The 15531-nt window shown below is 62.3% G+C and carries 13 protein-coding genes; 8 read left to right on the top strand and 5 right to left on the bottom strand.

From position 1 onward, the window contains the following. Window positions 1–9 precede the first annotated feature (9 nt). The 4 genes from argH to cls form a co-directional block, all read right to left on the bottom strand. Window positions 10–1425 (bottom strand): argininosuccinate lyase, encoded by a 1416-nt coding sequence (gene argH / locus B5F39_RS07650; RefSeq protein ID WP_087365562.1) that lies wholly within the window; start codon window positions 1423–1425, stop codon window positions 10–12. Window positions 1426–2035: 610 nt separating this feature from the next. Further along, complete coding sequence (locus B5F39_RS07645) at window positions 2036–3283, bottom strand: ribonuclease H-like domain-containing protein (RefSeq protein WP_087365560.1); 1248 nt, start codon at window positions 3281–3283, stop codon at window positions 2036–2038. Then, window positions 3264–4436, bottom strand: coding sequence for a metallophosphoesterase (locus B5F39_RS07640; protein WP_087365558.1), 1173 nt, complete (start codon window positions 4434–4436; stop codon window positions 3264–3266). Before B5F39_RS07640 ends, B5F39_RS07645 begins: the two co-directional genes overlap by 20 nt. A 1-nt stretch (window position 4437) precedes the next feature. Continuing rightward, a complete protein-coding gene (gene cls, locus B5F39_RS07635) occupies window positions 4438–6018 on the bottom strand; it encodes a cardiolipin synthase (protein ID WP_087365557.1) in 1581 nt (526 codons plus the stop codon). A gap of 244 nt (window positions 6019–6262) precedes the next feature. Between cls and B5F39_RS07630 the strand changes: the two genes are divergently transcribed. Both B5F39_RS07630 and B5F39_RS07625 read left to right on the top strand, forming a co-directional pair. Then, a complete protein-coding gene (locus B5F39_RS07630) occupies window positions 6263–8449 on the top strand; it encodes a patatin-like phospholipase family protein (protein ID WP_087365555.1) in 2187 nt (728 codons plus the stop codon). Window positions 8450–8492: 43 nt separating this feature from the next. Then, a complete protein-coding gene (locus tag B5F39_RS07625) occupies window positions 8493–8867 on the top strand; it encodes a hypothetical protein (RefSeq protein ID WP_143330688.1) in 375 nt (124 codons plus the stop codon). Between the two features lie 101 nt (window positions 8868–8968). Here the strand turns inward: B5F39_RS07625 and B5F39_RS07620 are convergent, their stop codons facing one another. Further along, window positions 8969–9403, bottom strand: coding sequence for a hypothetical protein (locus B5F39_RS07620; protein ID WP_087365552.1), 435 nt, complete (start codon window positions 9401–9403; stop codon window positions 8969–8971). A 166-nt stretch (window positions 9404–9569) separates the two neighbouring features. Here B5F39_RS07620 and B5F39_RS07615 point away from each other — a divergent pair, with 166 nt between their 5' ends. The 6 genes from B5F39_RS07615 (at window position 9570) to rpoN (ending at window position 15474) form a co-directional block, all read left to right on the top strand. Beyond that, the gene (locus B5F39_RS07615; RefSeq protein ID WP_087365551.1) at window positions 9570–10481 is read left to right on the top strand and encodes a YitT family protein; all 912 of its coding nucleotides are present in this window, start codon (window positions 9570–9572) and stop codon (window positions 10479–10481) included. 276 nt (window positions 10482–10757) lie between these two features. After that, window positions 10758–11498, top strand: a complete 741-nt coding sequence (locus B5F39_RS07605) for a 2-phosphosulfolactate phosphatase (protein ID WP_087365548.1) — start codon at window positions 10758–10760, stop codon at window positions 11496–11498. Between the two features lie 22 nt (window positions 11499–11520). Beyond that, window positions 11521–12204, top strand: a complete 684-nt coding sequence (locus tag B5F39_RS07600) for a DUF1638 domain-containing protein (protein ID WP_087365546.1) — start codon at window positions 11521–11523, stop codon at window positions 12202–12204. A gap of 24 nt (window positions 12205–12228) precedes the next feature. Next, complete coding sequence (locus B5F39_RS07595; RefSeq protein ID WP_158095981.1) at window positions 12229–13389, top strand: iron-containing alcohol dehydrogenase; 1161 nt, start codon at window positions 12229–12231, stop codon at window positions 13387–13389. A 233-nt stretch (window positions 13390–13622) separates the two neighbouring features. Next, window positions 13623–13943 (top strand): multidrug efflux SMR transporter, encoded by a 321-nt coding sequence (locus B5F39_RS07590; RefSeq protein ID WP_087365543.1) that lies wholly within the window; start codon window positions 13623–13625, stop codon window positions 13941–13943. A gap of 160 nt (window positions 13944–14103) precedes the next feature. Continuing rightward, a complete protein-coding gene (gene rpoN, locus B5F39_RS07585) occupies window positions 14104–15474 on the top strand; it encodes an RNA polymerase factor sigma-54 (protein ID WP_087365541.1) in 1371 nt (456 codons plus the stop codon). Window positions 15475–15531: the final 57 nt, after the last annotated feature.

The raw sequence follows: 15531 nt of genomic DNA, 5'->3' as shown, positions 1-15531 counted from the left end.
GTTCCCGCCTTACAGCATATCCGGCAGGCGGTCTTTGTATGCGTTCATCTCGCGCCCGTAGGCGGCGAGTTTTTCTTTCGCGCGGGCTATCTGTCCGCGCACCTGTTCGGGCGAGGCGCCGCCGTAGGTGTTGCGGCGCTCCATAGAGCGGCGCGGCGTCAGCAGCGGGAGGAGGTCTTCGCCTACTTCGGGGATTACGGCCTGCCATTCGGCGAGCGTCAGCTTGTCCATCGGACGGTCGTGCTCGATGCACCAGCGGACGGCGTGGCCGACTTTTTCATGCGCGCTGCGGAAGGGCACGCCGCGCAGCACCAGGTATTCCGCGACGTCGGTGGCGAGGATGAGGCCGTCGGCGAAGCCGCGGTTCGCCTTTTCTTCGTCGATTTCGACGTGGGCGAGAAGCGGCGGCAGCACGGAGAAGATGAGTCCGAGGCATTCGAGCGTGCGGAATAGGCCGCGTTTGTCGTCCTGAAGGTCGCGGTTGTAGGTGAGCGGGATTCCTTTCATCATTGTGAGAAGGTCTACTAGCGCGCCGGTGATCTGTCCCGTTTTGCCGCGCAGCAGCTCGAGCACGTCGGGGTTCTTCTTCTGCGGCATGATGCTCGAGCCGGTGCAGAAGGAGTCCGGCAGCCTGACCCAGCCGAATTCCGTCGTGAAGTATATGATGAGGTCTTCCGACAGGCGGCTTACGTGGTCGCCGAAGACGGCGGCGAAGTAGAGGATGTCGAGGAAGTGGTCGCGGTGCGCTACCGTGTCCATGCTGTTTTCCGTCATGCGCGAGAAGCCCATGTCGCGCATGGTGAATTCGCGGTCGAGCGGCAGCGTGGAGCCGGCGAGCGCGCCGCATCCGAGCGGAGATTCGTCCACGGCGTCGTAGGCCGCGAGCAGGCGCCGCGCGTCGCGCATGAAGGCCTGCGCGTGCGCCGCCCAGAAGTGCCCCATCGAGACCGGCTGCGCCTGCTGGAGGTGGGTGTAGCCCGGGACGACTACGTCCGCGTGTTCCTCGGCTTTCACAAGCAGCACGTTTATCAGAGTTTCGAGCCCTTCCCATATCCCGAGCAGCTCTTTGCGCAGGTAGAGGCGCACGGTCGTGTTGACCTGGTCGTTGCGGCTGCGCCCCATGTGGAGGCGCGCGCCGGTCGCGCCGCATTTTTCTATGAGGCGCGATTCGATGTTCATGTGGACGTCCTCGAGCTCGACCTTCGGTTTGAAAGTCCCGTCCTTTATCTCCTGCGCTATCTCGCGGAGGTTTTTCTCTATCGTCTCGGCTTCGTCGCCTGCGAGCAGCCCCGTGTGCGCGAGCATGCGCACGTGCGCGATGCTGCCGCGTATGTCGGCCTGCGCCATGCGCCAGTCGAGGTCAAGCGACTGAGTAAAACCGAGCACCGCCGCGTCCATGTCCTGCGAGAATCGTCCTTTCCACATTTTATGTTTTCTCCTTTCAACTGATAAGCCGGTATAAATTTTACACATTCGTCGCAATTATAGCATTTTTCTGCGGCGCTCAGCCTTTTTCGAACGTTTTATACAACGGCGGAAAACGCCGCGGCGTCGCGGTTCTTTGTGGCGTCCGCGAAAATTCCGCGTACGTGACGAAACGTGGCCGCCCATGCAAAACCTCAGTTCCCAAAGCCGAGGCCGAACGAAGCGATACGGCGGCGAAGGCGGCTATTGGATACGGGGCGGAGGCCCAGCGGGGGGGCCGCCCGGCTTCGCCGCGCGCCGGACATTCGCGGGACGGCATGATTTTTTTATTCTATTGTACCGTCCAGGCGGTCTAACGGCCGGGACATCCGGCAACACGCTGATACTGAACGGAATTAGCCGCGGCGTCCGATAGGGCGCAAAACGTTTGCGGAACGACGGCGTTTTCTGAAAAAGTCAAAACATTATATAAGTGCGGAGGCGGCGGAACGGCCAGTAAGTTTTGCGCTCTTCCGGCGGCATTTCGGAAGTTTCCGGACAGGGGCGCGGCGGCGCGGCCTTGGGAAAATTTCCAGAAGCCGCTGCGTTTTCCCGCGTTTCGGCGAGCGGCTCAGATTTCCTCGCCGCCTGACAGGATTTCGCCTTGTCTTTCACCCGGGACGCGCGCGGTTTTTCTTTCGAGGCGCTCTATTCTGTGGAGCAGCGAGGCGCGGTCGGCCTCCCAGTTTTTGTCCTTGAATATCCTGTGGCGTTCGAGCCAGCGCAGCGCCTCCCGCGCATGGGCGAGCGCGTCGGCCGGGCGGCGGAAGCGGTGTTCTTCTATCTTCGCCATCGTTTCTAGCGTGCGCACCGGGCGGCGCTCGGTCGCGAGCGATTCTTTGTAGTAGCCGTACGCGGCGCGGTAGTTCCCCGCCGCTCGTTCGGTTTCCGCGAGGCGCAGCAGCGCGGCGTGGCGGTCGCGCGTGAAGCCGAGCGCGGCGCGCCACGTCTCGCGCGCCCTCTCCTCGAAGCCCTTCGCAAGCCACAGGTCGCCCGCGCGCACCATGTCCGCGGCGCAGTCGCAGTCGCCGGAGGCCATAGCCGCGATGCGGCGCTGAAGGACGGCAAGCGACACTATGTCGAGCGTGTTGTGGTAGAAGACGCCGCGCAGCGGCGAAGCGTCGGAGTCGCGCAGGAACCGCGTGTACATCCACGGGATCTGGCTGCCGGGCACGTCTTCGCCGCTGCGGCGCAGGCCGAGGACGTTTTTTTCCATCGACGAGAGCGAGCATGATTCGAGCCGCCCGCGGTAAAAGTGGCGCGCGAGCATGAGCAGGTCCATGTGCGGCGCGTATCTCCACGACGGCACGCTGCGGGCGAGGGTGTAGCGCGTCAGCAGCAGCGGCAGATCGAAGGCGCGCCCGTTGTAGGTGACGAGGCCGCAGCCATGCGGCAGCTCGTTCTCCACTGCCTCGAGCCATGACCGTTCCCACGCGGGGCCGGCGAGAAAGAGCTGGACGACGCGCAGGCAGTCCTCGGCGCATATCCCGAGGCCGATGAGGAAGGCGTAGGTCCCCGTGCCGCCCGAGAGGCCGGTCGTCTCCGTGTCGAGGAATACAGGCCGTTCGCTGCCGCCCCAGAGCTTCAGAGCCGCTCCGCTTTCGCCGGGCGGCGTCAGCACGTTCCTGCCGTAGGCCGAGCCGTAGCGGAACCGCCGCTCCATGCGGTAGACGCCGCGCGCTATCCATTCTCCATCGGGCAGCCCCGCGACGTCGAGCTCCTTCGGCAGCGCCGCTTCGCGCGGCGCGGGATTGCGCTCCGGCGCGCCTCCAGTTTTTTCAAATTTTTCAGAGTCGAACCTACCGCGCGGACGCGGCACCCGGCGCGCCTCCTTTTTTCACTATGTCTATAACGACTATCTCCGGCGGCGCGAAGAGGCGCACCGGCGGGCCGACGTAGCCCGAGCCGTTGCTGGTGTAGAGCATGCTGCCGTGCTTAAGCTTTTTCAGTCCGCGAGAATGTCCCCGAATGAACAGCCGCGACGAAAGGAACGGTATGACCTGCCCGCCGTGAGTGTGCCCCGAAAGCTGAAGGTCGAAGAAGCCCTCCGTGCCGATTTCGACGACGGGGCGGTGGCGCAGCAGCAGGATGAATTTATCCGGGAAGCGGCTCTTCGTGTTGACGATGAGCGTCTCTGAGCGCGTCAGCCCCCATTTGTCCTCTATCAGGTGGTCGCGGTCGTCCACGCCCTCTACGACGATCCCGCCGGCCTCGGCCGCCTCGCCGCGCAGCACCCGCATCCCCGACATCCGCATAAATTTAAGGGATTCTTCGACATCGTCGTAAAAATCGTGATTTCCCGTCACGGCGAAAAATCCGTACTTCGGCTTTATGCGGCGGAACATCGCCGTCTCGCGCGAGCGTCCCTCAAGGCGCCCGTCCGTCACGTCGCCCGTGACGACGACCATATCGGGCGCGGCCTCGCGCACGAGACGCAGCACGCGCGCGAGCTGGCGCGCGCCGGACGACGGGCCGAGATGCAGGTCGGTGAGCTGGACGACGCGCAGCCTCTCCGTCTCAGGCGGCAGCTTGTCCGTCTCTATCTTTATGAATGTCGCGCATGGCGTCAGCGCGCAGCGCACGCTGCAGGCTATGAGACAAAACGCAGACAGGAACGACGACGCGAGCGAAAAGGCCGCGCCCGCTCCGAAGCCGAAAATTCTGTCCGCAGCCCCTATCACAGCTAGCAGCGCGAACGACCACGTCACGAAGATGAACCACAGCCCGCCGCCCCAGTCGGCCAGGAGCCGCAGCTTCGGCGAACGCGACAGCAGCTTCGTGCGCCGCGCGGCGAACGACATCAGAGCTGCCGCCGCGCACAGGAACGCCCACGCCGCGCCGGCAGCGGACCACAGGCTGGTCTCGTGTATTTTTATAAATATGTAAAGGCAGATCACGCAGAGCGCCGCCGCGCAGGCGCCCCATACGGCCCTGCGTTCGGAAAAACGTTTTTCGTACATTCTGTCGGTCATGCTATATCTGCGCCGAATAGAGGCGGCCGAAGGACTCCAGGAACTTCTGCCACACAGGGCGCTCCTCCCACTCTGAGACGTTCAGCTCGCGGCAGCTCTCCATGTCGCGCTCGAACTGCGCGGCGAATATCTCGGTTATCCGCCTGTCGTAAAAAAAGAGCTGGTTCTCGAAATTTATGTCGAGGCTGCGCACGTCCATATTACATGTGCCGACCGAGGCGCAGCAACAGTCCGAGAGCACCGACTTCGTATGGATGAAGCCGCCGCGGTACATAAAGACGCGCACCCCCGCGCGCAGAAGCGGCTCGATATAGCTGCGGCTGCCCCAGAACGAAAGGAAGTGGTCTTTCTTTTCGGGGATCATGACGCGCACGTCCACGCCGGCGAGCGAGGCCGCTATCATCGCGTTCATAAGCTCCGGCCCCGGCACGAGATATGGCGAAGTTATCCATGCGCGTTCACGGGCGCGGGAGATCATACCGTAATACCCCTTCGCTATCGAATGCCAGGCGCTGTCTACGCCGCTTGCGACGACCTGCATCGGCAGGACCGGCAGGCCGCGGACGTCCGGCGGCGCAGCCCGGAATACATCGCCGCGTTCGCACGCGCCGCGCGGCCTCTTCCCGGAACCCACGCGCCAGTCGTTGAGGAAAATCTTGTGCAGCTCCCCGACGGCCTCCCCCTCAAGCCGCACGAAGGTATCCCGCCAGAAGCCGAGCGGCCCATTCCCCTCGTACTCCACCCCGACGTTTAGCCCGCCCGTAAAACCTACGGCTCCGTCTACAACGACGATTTTACGATGGTTGCGGTAATTCATCTGGCGGCGGAAGATAGGCAGAGCCACAGGCATAAAAGAGCGGCAGTCAACGCCGGCGTCCTCTAGCTCCTTGACGAACGTCCTCCTGATATTCCAGCTCCCGACAGCGTCGTAAAGCAGGCGCACGTCAACGCCGCGCTTCGCGGCGTCCTTGAGCAGCGCGCCGATCCGCTCGCCGAGCTCGTCGCTGCGCACTATGAAAAATTCCATGTGGATATAGCTCTTAGCGGCGCGCAGAGCCTCCTCCATCGCGGGGAAAGCTTCGTCTCCGTTTATGAGTATATCGGCGCGGTTGCGCGTCAGCAGGTCAGCGCCGCTGCACGCATGAAGCATGCGCCCGATGAGAAACGTATCCTCCATCTCGCGCGGGAAAGGCGTCTCATCGACGCCGTAATCCTTCGGCGGACGGAAGCGCCGCCTGTTGCGTATACTGTGGAAGTCAGGACCTATGACGAGGTACAGCACGACGCCGAGCACCGGGACGAACACGAGGGCCAGCATCCACAATATAGTGCGGTCTGGGTTCTGCCCCTCCATGAAGATGACGAAAGCAATAATGGCGGCGTAGATTATCGTGATATGCCACGCGTAATCCTTGAGCGCCAGAAAGAACGCGTCCACCGTATGTGTGAAATGGCGCGTGACGCCTAACCCCTCTTCCGTAAAGACGAAAAATCTGCCGAACATATCGAAGATCGTAGGGAGCAGTCCGGCGAGAAAAGCGAGCAAAAGCGCGAGAAGAATCCACCGTCCGACCTTGTGCATAAAGCCTCCGCCTTTCGTATCGTATGAGCGGGGCGCGCGGCGCGCCCCGGTACCCTATTATATTCCAAACGGGGGCGGCGCGCGACGAAGCGCGGCGAATGCCTAATAGCGGACGCTCTGTTCCGCTTTTTCCGCGCAAAATGGTATAATCGTTGTCATATCAAGAAAGGGCGTAACCCCTTGGGCTTTTGTATTCGTATCATGCGGGCCGGAGAATGTCCGGCGTCATGTGAGAGGTGTGTGTATGTCCGTATTCGCCAAGCTAACAGCGGCCCTCTGCGCCGCGCTCGTCATATTCGCGCCGCTGCCGGCGCGCGCCGCCCAGTTCCCCGCGCACAGCAGGGAGACGCGCGAGCATTTCAGAAGCTGGGGCTTCCCGCATGACGACGGCGTCGTTCTCGTCCTCTGCGGCGGAGGCATGAAGGGGCTCGCGCATATCGGCGTATTCGAGGTGCTTGAACGCGAGAACATCCCTATAGCCGCCGTCGTCGGCACCAGCATGGGCGCGATAATGGGCGGCCTATACAGCGCCGGCTACACTCCGGCGGAGATGCGCGAGATACTCTCCAAGGTCAACCTTATGGAGATAATGTCCGGACGCGCCGGGGCTGACAACGGCAAGTCCTCGTTCAACGCGCCGCCCGCGCCTAACGACGCGCTGCTCTCCGTGACTATCAACGAGAACAACCAGACGCAGGGACGGCGCGCCGTGCTGAACGCGAAGAACCTCTACGCCTTCCTCAGCGAGCTGACGGCGGACGTCACCTCGACAGACTTCGACTACCTCAAATACCCCTTCGCCGCCGTCGCGACGAACCTTCTGAACGGCGACACGGTCGTGCTGCGCAACGGCAACCTCGCGTCGGCGCTTCGCGCCTCGATGTCGATACCCATAGTCTTCGACCCGTGGCCGATGGACGGGATGCTGCTCGTCGACGGCGGGCTGAAGGCGAACCTTCCCGTGCTCGAGGCGAAGAAGATATTCCCAGGGCATCCGATAGTCGCAGTCAACCTCTCGCCCGAGGACATAACGAAGAAGGACACCGACATGAGGTCGATGTTCGACGTGGCTGGGCAGACTCTCGACATAATGATGATAGACCAGATGCGGGCGAACGCCGCGGCCGCGGACCTGATAATCGCGCCCGACGTGAAGGGTTTCAGCACCTTCGAGTCGGGCGGCTACGACAGGATAATCGACGCTGGAACGAGGGCCGCCGGCGCAAGCGTCGCGGAGCTCCACAGGCTCGTGGAGGAAAAGTGCGGCGTGTGGGACCACCGGCTCGAGCGCAGAAGACGCCACGAGCCTCCCAAGGTGGTTGAAATACGCTTCGAGGGCGTGCCCGAGGGTATTTCCGAAAGGCTCTACGAAAAGTACGACCACTGGCTGGACAAGCCGCTCGACATGAAGCTTGTCTCACAGGCGGTGGAAGAGATGTCGAAGTACGAGGACGTGAAGGCCGTAGACGGGCACACCGAGCGTCTGTCGCGCGGCACTGTCGCCGTGGTCTTCCGCGTAGAGCGTCCGGCGAAATACGAGATAGGCGTAGACGGCTACGCGAGCAACCTGCACGGAAACCGATGGTTCGCCGTGACCGCGACGGCGCGCGACACGTTCCTAGACGGCGACGCCGCGGCGCTCGACCTGCGGCTCGGAACGACGTGGGGGAGCATGCTTCGCTATTTCACGCCTATGAGCATAAACAACGACCAGTGGGGGCTGACGCTCGCCGCGCGGCGCGAGAAGTACGAGCCGCTTTATATGAGCGGCGAGACTGAGCTTGAGCGCTATACGGCGAAGCTCGCATGGTACAAGCGCCTATCCGACCGTATGCGCGTCGGCGTCGGCTACGCCGGCGAGCTCGTGACCTCCTACGATGACGGCGACGACGAGCACGGCCCGTATCTGACCTTCAGCTTCAACAATCTCGACGATCCGATACTGCCGACGCGCGGCTTCGAGGTCGTGAGCGACTTCTGGTTCCCGATAGGGCATGACGTGGTGTCGAGCACGCGGTTCACGAGCTATATTCCGATAATGAAGGACAACAAGGTCGTATTCGGCGGCGGACTGAAGACCGGCGACGGAGACTCTCTCGCCTACGCCGCGACGCTCGGCACGCATAACGAGCTATACAGCCTCGGGCAGCATCCGCTCGTCGGCGACCAGGCGTATTGGCTGCACCTCGGCATCGAGCGCGCTTTCATGCGCTCATGGTGGGGAGGGCTCAACGTCGAGATATTCGGCAACTACGGCCGCGTGATGGGAGGCCCGGACGACGAAGAGAGCCGCTGGGAAGCGGGGCTCGCATTCTCCGCGCCGACGAACAATTTCAACTCGAAGCTGATTTTCGTCTACGACCAGGACGGCGGCTTCACTGTCGGATACTCCGTCGGAATTCCGCGCTTCTGGGACGGCCCGCTGCCGTAGCGCGCGGCGCGCCGCAGCATAGACCGCGATGAAGCCGCGCGGCATGGATTATATAGAGAAGGCGTCGCGCAAATACGGCGGCGCACTGTCGCTCCACCCTCCATACGAAGGCCCGGAAGACGGACGCGTCCCGGAGGAGCTTTACTCCGTGCTGCGCGTCAGCGACGGCGTTTCAGAAACGATGAACGCCCCAGGCGGTGGAGAAACGGAAATCGCGTGGATAATATACACTCACGAGATGATACTGCGGTGGTCGTCTTTCTATAACGAGAACTACGGGGTATGCGGCGCAGTATTTTCGGACGACGGCGCTGATTGCGTCTATATACTGAAGTACGACGGGACGGTCGCCTGCTTCGACTGCGCGTATAACGAAGAATTCAAGACGGCGGAATCTCTGTCCGACTTTTTTCTCTGACGCCTTCGGGCGGCTTCCCGAGCGTCAGACGCGGCTGACGAAGAAATCCCCGTCCTCAAGCCGGCGGGGATTTCTTCGCGCGAGCCTGCGCGTTGTTTCTGTTAGATGATGAGTTTGCCGCCCTTGTTCGCCGCGGCGTCGAGCTGGTTTAAGACGTTCGCGCCTGCGACTTCGATCTTCGGCTTCTTCGCGGCCTCTTCGCGCGCGAATTCGCGCAGCTTCTGCTCGTACTCTGCCATCGACTTCTTGATGCCCTCGACGTCGCCCTTTATCCACTGAAGTATTCCGTCGGTGATGGTCTTGTACATCTCCTCGCTCGGCTCGTCCTGTATCGCGCCGAGCTCCTTGAGCATACGGTACTCCTCCTTCACCGAGTCGAGTATGTCAGCGTCGGTGAGAAGCCCCTTCTTGTAAAGGACCCTGTAGATTATATTCTGCTTCGTCTTGCTGTTCTCGTCGCTCGCGGAGAGCGCCTCGACGCGCTGGAGCAGCATGGATATTATCTCTTCAAGACTTATCTGCATTGGTGCCGGCATTGTGATTCCTCCCGAACATAAATTTTCAGGCTACATTTTATCACAGCTTGGCCCAGGCAAAAGATAATTACGGCAAAAATGACGGTTTGTGCTAAAATCGCGCGTGGGCGCGGAGAGTTTTCCGCCGCGCGAGATATGAAAAAAATCTTACGGGGAGAACGAGGCAATGGAACATTCCGGGCATCCGTCTGGCGAGCTGAAGTGGAAGCATTTGTATAAAAAGGCCGAGGTCATATTCTTTTCCGAGTGGCGAACGCTCGTCACGTCGGTCGCCGCCATCATTATATATTCGATAGGGGTCGCCGGTTTCACTCTGCCCTACCGCTTCGCCGACCAGGGAGTCATGGGCGTCTCGGTGCTGGTGAAGTACGCGATAGGCATAAACCCTGCGTACACGGTGCTGGCGCTGAACGTCGCCCTGCTGCTGTTCGGCGCGCGGACGCTCTCTAAGCGCTTTCTCGTATGGACGGTGATAAACGCCTTCCTGGTGTCCTTCATTCTCGACTTTATGCAGACCGTGCCGTTCCCCGTAATAGAGGACAGGTTTCTCGCGGCGGTCGTCGGCAGCGCGATCAAGGGCTCCGGCGCTGGGCTGCTCTACCGCGCCGGCGTGAGCCTCGGCGGCCTCGACATACCGATCTTCGTCATACGCAAGAAATACGGCCTGGAGGTCGGCAAGATAAGCATTTATTTCAACACGACGCTGCTCATTATCTCAATCGGCATCATCGGGCTGACGAACGCGCTCTACGGCTTCATCGCCTGCTACGTCAACGGAATGGCGATGGACCGCGTGCTCTCGTCGTTCGAGAAGCGCAAGCTGGTGTTCGTCATAGCCTCGCACACGCAGGATGTAGTGGACTTCATCACGCATCGCCTAGACAGGAGCTGCACGCTGCTGACATGCGAGGGCGGCTACAAGCATCACGAGGGCTTCACAATAATGACTCTGCTGCGCACGCGCGAGGCGGTGGAGCTGAAAGGCTTCCTGCGCGAGCACTACCCAGGCGCGTTCATGGTCCTCGCAGAGGCCGACGAAGTCGTGGGACGCGGCTTCAAGCGCTGGAGGAACGTATGACGCGGGCGGACGGGCGCGAAGGACGTATAATATTGAGGACTGAGCGGACGTTTCTGCGCAAGATGAGCGGCGGCGGCTGCGAAGCCCCGCCGCTATACTGCGCGACGAATCCGCGATGCCGGCGCTGCGTCGCGCCGCGTAGCCGGGCGGCTCGGCATGAAAGAGACCGGCAGATGGACGATATAAGATACAGAGGCTCGGATATGCCGCACATTCTTTATACGGCGGAACGTCCGCGCAATTTCAAATGAAATATTAAATATTCGGAGGTGTCATATGAAATACACATTCGACGTAGCATACCTTCCATGCGAAGCTCTAAAAAAGCACGACGCGCGCATAGTGGTCGATCTGCTTCGCGCGACGACGCAGATAACGACCTTCTTCGACGTGGGCGGCGAGGTGCTCGTGCCCGTGACCGAGGTGGACGAGGCCTTCGCGATGAAAGCGAAGCTCGGAGACGACTGGAAGATCATGGGCGAGCGCGGCGGACTGCCGGCGCCAGGCTTCGATTTCGGCAATTCGCCGCTCGAGCTTAAGGCCGCGGGCGCGCCGCAGCACGCGATAATAACGACCTCGAACGGCACGCGCGCGATAATGCGCGCCGTTAGGGACTGCGCGCACGTGATAGCCGGCTGCGCCCGCAACGCGGAGGCCGCGGCGTGGGACGCGCTCTGCGCCGGGCCGTCGGTCGGCGTGATATGCGCCGGGCGCAACGGCGAATTTTCGCTTGAGGATTCGGTATGCGCCGGTATGCTCGTCGAGAAGCTGCTGGCGCTCGCGCCGTCGAACGGCGCCGGGGAGATGGAACTGACGGACGGCGCTTTCGCAGCGCTCTCGCTGTGGCAGAGCCTCGGCCCGGACGTCACGGCGATATGCCGCGAGTCTACTCACGGCAAGATACTCTCCGGCCTCGGCTTCGACAACGACCTTTTCTTCTGCGGAGAGATAGACGCGAGCTCGACCGTGCCGGTCGTCAAAGAGATTTCCGGCGTCCCGGCGATAGTCGGGCGCTGACGGCGCGTCCGGAGAAGTTTCGATGAAGGCGGTAATTTTAGCGTGCAGCTCGCTCGCGGGGGCAGTCGCCGCCGCGCAGAAAAAGATGTGCACGAATTGGCCCGTCCGCTGCGTAGACCGGCGCTTCCACGCCGAGCCGAAGGAGATGCGCCTGCAGCTCGTCAGGGCGCTCGGCGAAATGAGCGAAGAGACGGACACCGTGCTCGTCGCCATGGGCTTCTGCGGAGGCTCGTGGGATTCCGTGAGCGTTTCGCGGCGCGTCGTCGTGCCGCGCGCCGACGACTGCATCACGATGCTGCTGAACACCGGCGGAGCGCCGCACGAAAACCTCAAAGAGCCGGGACACTTCTACATCAGGGACTCCGACAGAGGGCGTTACTCTCTTGAAGGGCTGCGCGAAAGCGTAATGGAAAAGTACGGCGAAGCGGAAGGGCGCGCGCTCTTCGAAAGCTGGTTCAAGAATTACACCCACGCGGACATAATCGACACGGGAACCTACGACAGCCGCGACAGGGATTTTCTCGCGGAGGCTGAACGCGGCGCGCGAATCGCGGGCTGCGAACTGCGCCATGTGCCGGGGAGCAACGTCGTGCTGGAAAAGCTCGTCTCGGGCCGCTGGGACGATCTGTTCGTGGTCGCAGAGCCCGGAGAGACTCTGACGTGCGCGAAATTTTTCGGCTCACCCGCGCGTCCCGGCGAAAATTAGGAGGCGGCGGAAATGGCGGATATCATGGAAAGTCCCTTTAATTTCAGAATGCCACGCGAAGTCGTGTTCGGGGCGGGAACGTCGGCGCTCGCGGCAGAAAAAGCTGCGGCCCTCGGCGCAAGGCGGCCTGTATTCATAACGGGGCGCAGCATGGCGAAAAGCGCGGCGCTCGCGCGCCTTATGGACGCGGCGAAGGCCCGCGGCATGGAGCCGTCGCTGTGGCCCGAGGTCGAGCCGGAGCCGCCCGCCGCGCTGCTTTACAAGGCCGCCGCCGATATACGCGCATCTCGCGGCGACTGCCTCATAGCTCTCGGCGGCGGCAGCTCGATGGACTTCGCGAAAATGACGGCGGTGCTGGCGAAGTTCCCGGAGCTCGACGCGGCGGACATGGTCGGCTCGGAGAAGGTTCCGGCGCGCGGGCTGCCGACGATAATGATACCGACGACGGCTGGCAGCGGCTCGGAGGTCTCGGCGGTCGCGGTGTTCTCATTCCCTGAGGAAAAGACCAAAAAGGGCGTCGCGAGCGGCAGCATCGTCGCCGACATCGCGCTCGTCGATCCGGAGCTGACGCTCGGCCTGCCTCCCGCGACAACGGCGGCCTCCGGCATGGACGCGCTCGTCCACGCCGTCGAGTCGTACCTAGCGCTCGGCACGAACCCGCTGACGCAGGACCTCGCGCTCTCAGCGATACGCAAAATAGCGCCGAACCTCGCCATCTGCGTCAAAGAGCCGGAAAACGCCGAGGCGCGCGCCGCGCAGGCATACGGCAGCCTGACCGCCGGCATGGCCTTCGCGATGTCCGGCACGGCCGGCGTACACGCGCTCGCCTATCCGCTAGGCGGCGAATTCCACGTGCCGCACGGCGAGGCGAACACCGCGATGCTGCGCTGGGTGATGGAATACAACCTCGAAGGCTGTCCCGAAAAATTCGTCCCGATAGCGGAGGCAATGGGGATAAACACTGCGGGCATGAGCGCCGGGCGCGCGGCGGAAGCGGCTCTCGACGCGATGATCGCGCTCGGCGAAGAATGCGGCGTCAAGACGCGGCTGCGCGACTTCGGAATCCCGAAAGACGCCGCGGCGCGCATGGCCGGGGCCGCGATGAAGGAGACCCGGCTGATAAACAACAATCCGCGCAGACTTACCGAAGAGGCCGTGAAAGCGATATACGAGCGCGCGTGGTAGAAGCGGCGGAAAATAACGCGCAGCGAAAAAGGCGGGGCCGCGGTTCCGCCTTTTGTCGTTCATGCGGCTGCGCGAAAAACGCCGAAGCTCCGCCGTTGCCAAAGCGCGCGCGCTGCGCTATACTTCGCCGCGTAGCGTCCGCCGCCGGGTGGGCGCGTATGCCTTTGCCGCCGCGTCGTTAGGCCTTGGAAGACGCGCGGGCGAAGGCGTTTATTTTTTAGGGGGACTGCGTCATGGCATGGATCGAGCTTTTCATTGCGGGAATATTCGAAGTGGTATGGTCTACGTGCATGAAATATTCGCACGGCTTCACCAATCTGAAATTCACCTTCTTCACCTTCGCGGGTATGGCGGTCAGCGTCTACTTCCTCGCTCAGGCGATAAAGGCGCTGCCGATGGGGACGGCCTACGCGATATGGACGGGCATCGGCGCTCTCGGCGCGGTCGTCGTCGGGATAATACTCTTCAAGGAGCCTGCGACGGCCTCTCGCCTTTTCTTCGCCGCGCTGCTCGTCGCCGGCATCGTCGGCCTGAAATTCAGCTCGGGACACTAGCGCGCCGAACGCTGTACGAAGGCCGCGCCGTCGGCCGCGCATACGCGCGATGGACGGCGCGGCTTGACTTTTGCCCGCGTTTGCCTTAGTTTGGTGGAAAGCGGCGCGCCGCGCGTAACCGCCGCGCCGCCTCAGCCCGTTCGCGCGAAGGTGGGCCGTAATGCTGAATCTCGAACAGAAACAGATACAGGCGCTTTCCGGCAAAATGATAGAGTCGCTCCGCGTGCTTCAGATGCCGCGCGGAGAGCTTGAAGAACGCATAGAGGAGCTTTACGCGGAAAACCCGCTCCTCGAACTGGATTCGCGCGGCGGCGAAAGCCAGCCCGCCCCTGCCGAGGGCAGCCTGAAAAAACTCGAGTGGCTGGCAAGCTTCGACGAGCAGAACTCCGCCTACCGCGCGGCGGACTCGGACGAAGAGGACGACTGGCTCGAAAACATAGCGGCCCCGCGCGAAGAGACCCTCGCCGATTCGCTCATGGAACAGCTCGCCGGACGCGGCTTCAGCGACGCCGATATGAAAATTTTCCGCTGCGTCGCGGAGAGCCTCGACGAACGCGGCTACTTCACCGAGAGCGCGGCGGAGCTCGCCTCCCGCTTCGGCATAACGGAGGATGAGGCCGAGCGCAGTCTCGGCGTGATGAAGCGGCTCGACCCTCCCGGGATATGCGCCTCGTCCCTCGCGGAATGTCTCGCCATCCAGCTCGAACGAAGCGGCGGAAGCGAAATCGAGCGTGAAATCGTAACCCGCCATCTTGAAGCTCTCGCAAAGCGACAGTTCAAAACCATAGCCCAGAAGATGAAAATCACTCCCGAGCGCGTGCTCGAGGCGTTCGACAGAATAAAAACGCTGAACCCGAAGCCGGCCAACGGATTCGCCGGCGGCGAGCCCGCGGGGTACGTGAGGCCAGACGTCACGGTCTCGCTGCGCGGCGGCGGCGTTGCGGCGGAGCTATGCTTCGACGCGGGAGAGTCGCTCTCGCTCAACCACCGCTATCTCGAGCTCGCGCGCAGCGACGACTGTCCCGAGGACGTGCGAAGCTACATCGAGGGAAAGGCCAGGGAAATAGAGCAGATCTCGCTGAACATCAGACGGCGCAACAAAACCCTGACGGAGCTCGCGGCCTGCATCGCGGAGGAACAGCGCGGATTTTTCCAACGCGGGCGCTCCGCCCTGCGCCCGCTGCGGATGAAAGACGTCGCGGAAAAGCTCGGCCTGCACGAATCGACGGTGAGCCGCGCCGTCAGCGGAAAATACCTCCAGTGCCGCTGGGGCGTATTCAGCATGAGCTATTTCTTCTCTAAGGGCTACGGCTCGGAGGGCGGCGGAGCGGAGATAGCGACGCAGCAGGTCAAGGAAAAGCTGAAAGCCGTCATCTCGCAGGAGGATAGGGCGGCCCCATACAGCGACCAGAAGCTCTCAGAGATGCTCGGCCTCATGGGCATAGAGATATCGCGCCGCACCGTCGCGAAATACCGCGGCGAGCTCGGCATAGCCGACTGCCGCGCCAGAAAGGCCGTCCTCCGGCGCTGAGTGTTGCATGATGCGGCGCCTGATGCAACACCACAGCGCCGCAGGCGGGCAAAAGCG

Origin of the sequence: Cloacibacillus sp. An23 (genome assembly GCF_002159945.1) — a bacterium.
GTDB lineage: Bacteria > Synergistota > Synergistia > Synergistales > Synergistaceae > Caccocola.
This window is presented reverse-complemented; position numbering and strand designations above follow the sequence as displayed.

Bases quoted from the DNA above. Each gene is read 5' to 3' on its own strand.
- argH (WP_087365562.1), bottom strand. From the start codon at position 1,425: ATGTGGAAAGGACGATTCTCGCAGGACATGGACGCGGCGGTGCTCGGT.
- B5F39_RS07640 (WP_087365558.1), bottom strand. From the start codon at position 4,436: ATGACCGACAGAATGTACGAAAAACGTTTTTCCGAACGCAGGGCCGTA.
- cls (WP_087365557.1), bottom strand. From the start codon at position 6,018: ATGCACAAGGTCGGACGGTGGATTCTTCTCGCGCTTTTGCTCGCTTTT.
- B5F39_RS07630 (WP_087365555.1), top strand. From the start codon at position 6,263: ATGTCCGTATTCGCCAAGCTAACAGCGGCCCTCTGCGCCGCGCTCGTC.
- B5F39_RS07625 (WP_143330688.1), top strand. From the start codon at position 8,493: ATGGATTATATAGAGAAGGCGTCGCGCAAATACGGCGGCGCACTGTCG.
- B5F39_RS07620 (WP_087365552.1), bottom strand. From the start codon at position 9,403: ATGCCGGCACCAATGCAGATAAGTCTTGAAGAGATAATATCCATGCTG.
- B5F39_RS07615 (WP_087365551.1), top strand. From the start codon at position 9,570: ATGGAACATTCCGGGCATCCGTCTGGCGAGCTGAAGTGGAAGCATTTG.
- B5F39_RS07605 (WP_087365548.1), top strand. From the start codon at position 10,758: ATGAAATACACATTCGACGTAGCATACCTTCCATGCGAAGCTCTAAAA.
- B5F39_RS07600 (WP_087365546.1), top strand. From the start codon at position 11,521: ATGAAGGCGGTAATTTTAGCGTGCAGCTCGCTCGCGGGGGCAGTCGCC.
- B5F39_RS07595 (WP_158095981.1), top strand. From the start codon at position 12,229: ATGGAAAGTCCCTTTAATTTCAGAATGCCACGCGAAGTCGTGTTCGGG.
- B5F39_RS07590 (WP_087365543.1), top strand. From the start codon at position 13,623: ATGGCATGGATCGAGCTTTTCATTGCGGGAATATTCGAAGTGGTATGG.
- rpoN (WP_087365541.1), top strand. From the start codon at position 14,104: ATGCTGAATCTCGAACAGAAACAGATACAGGCGCTTTCCGGCAAAATG.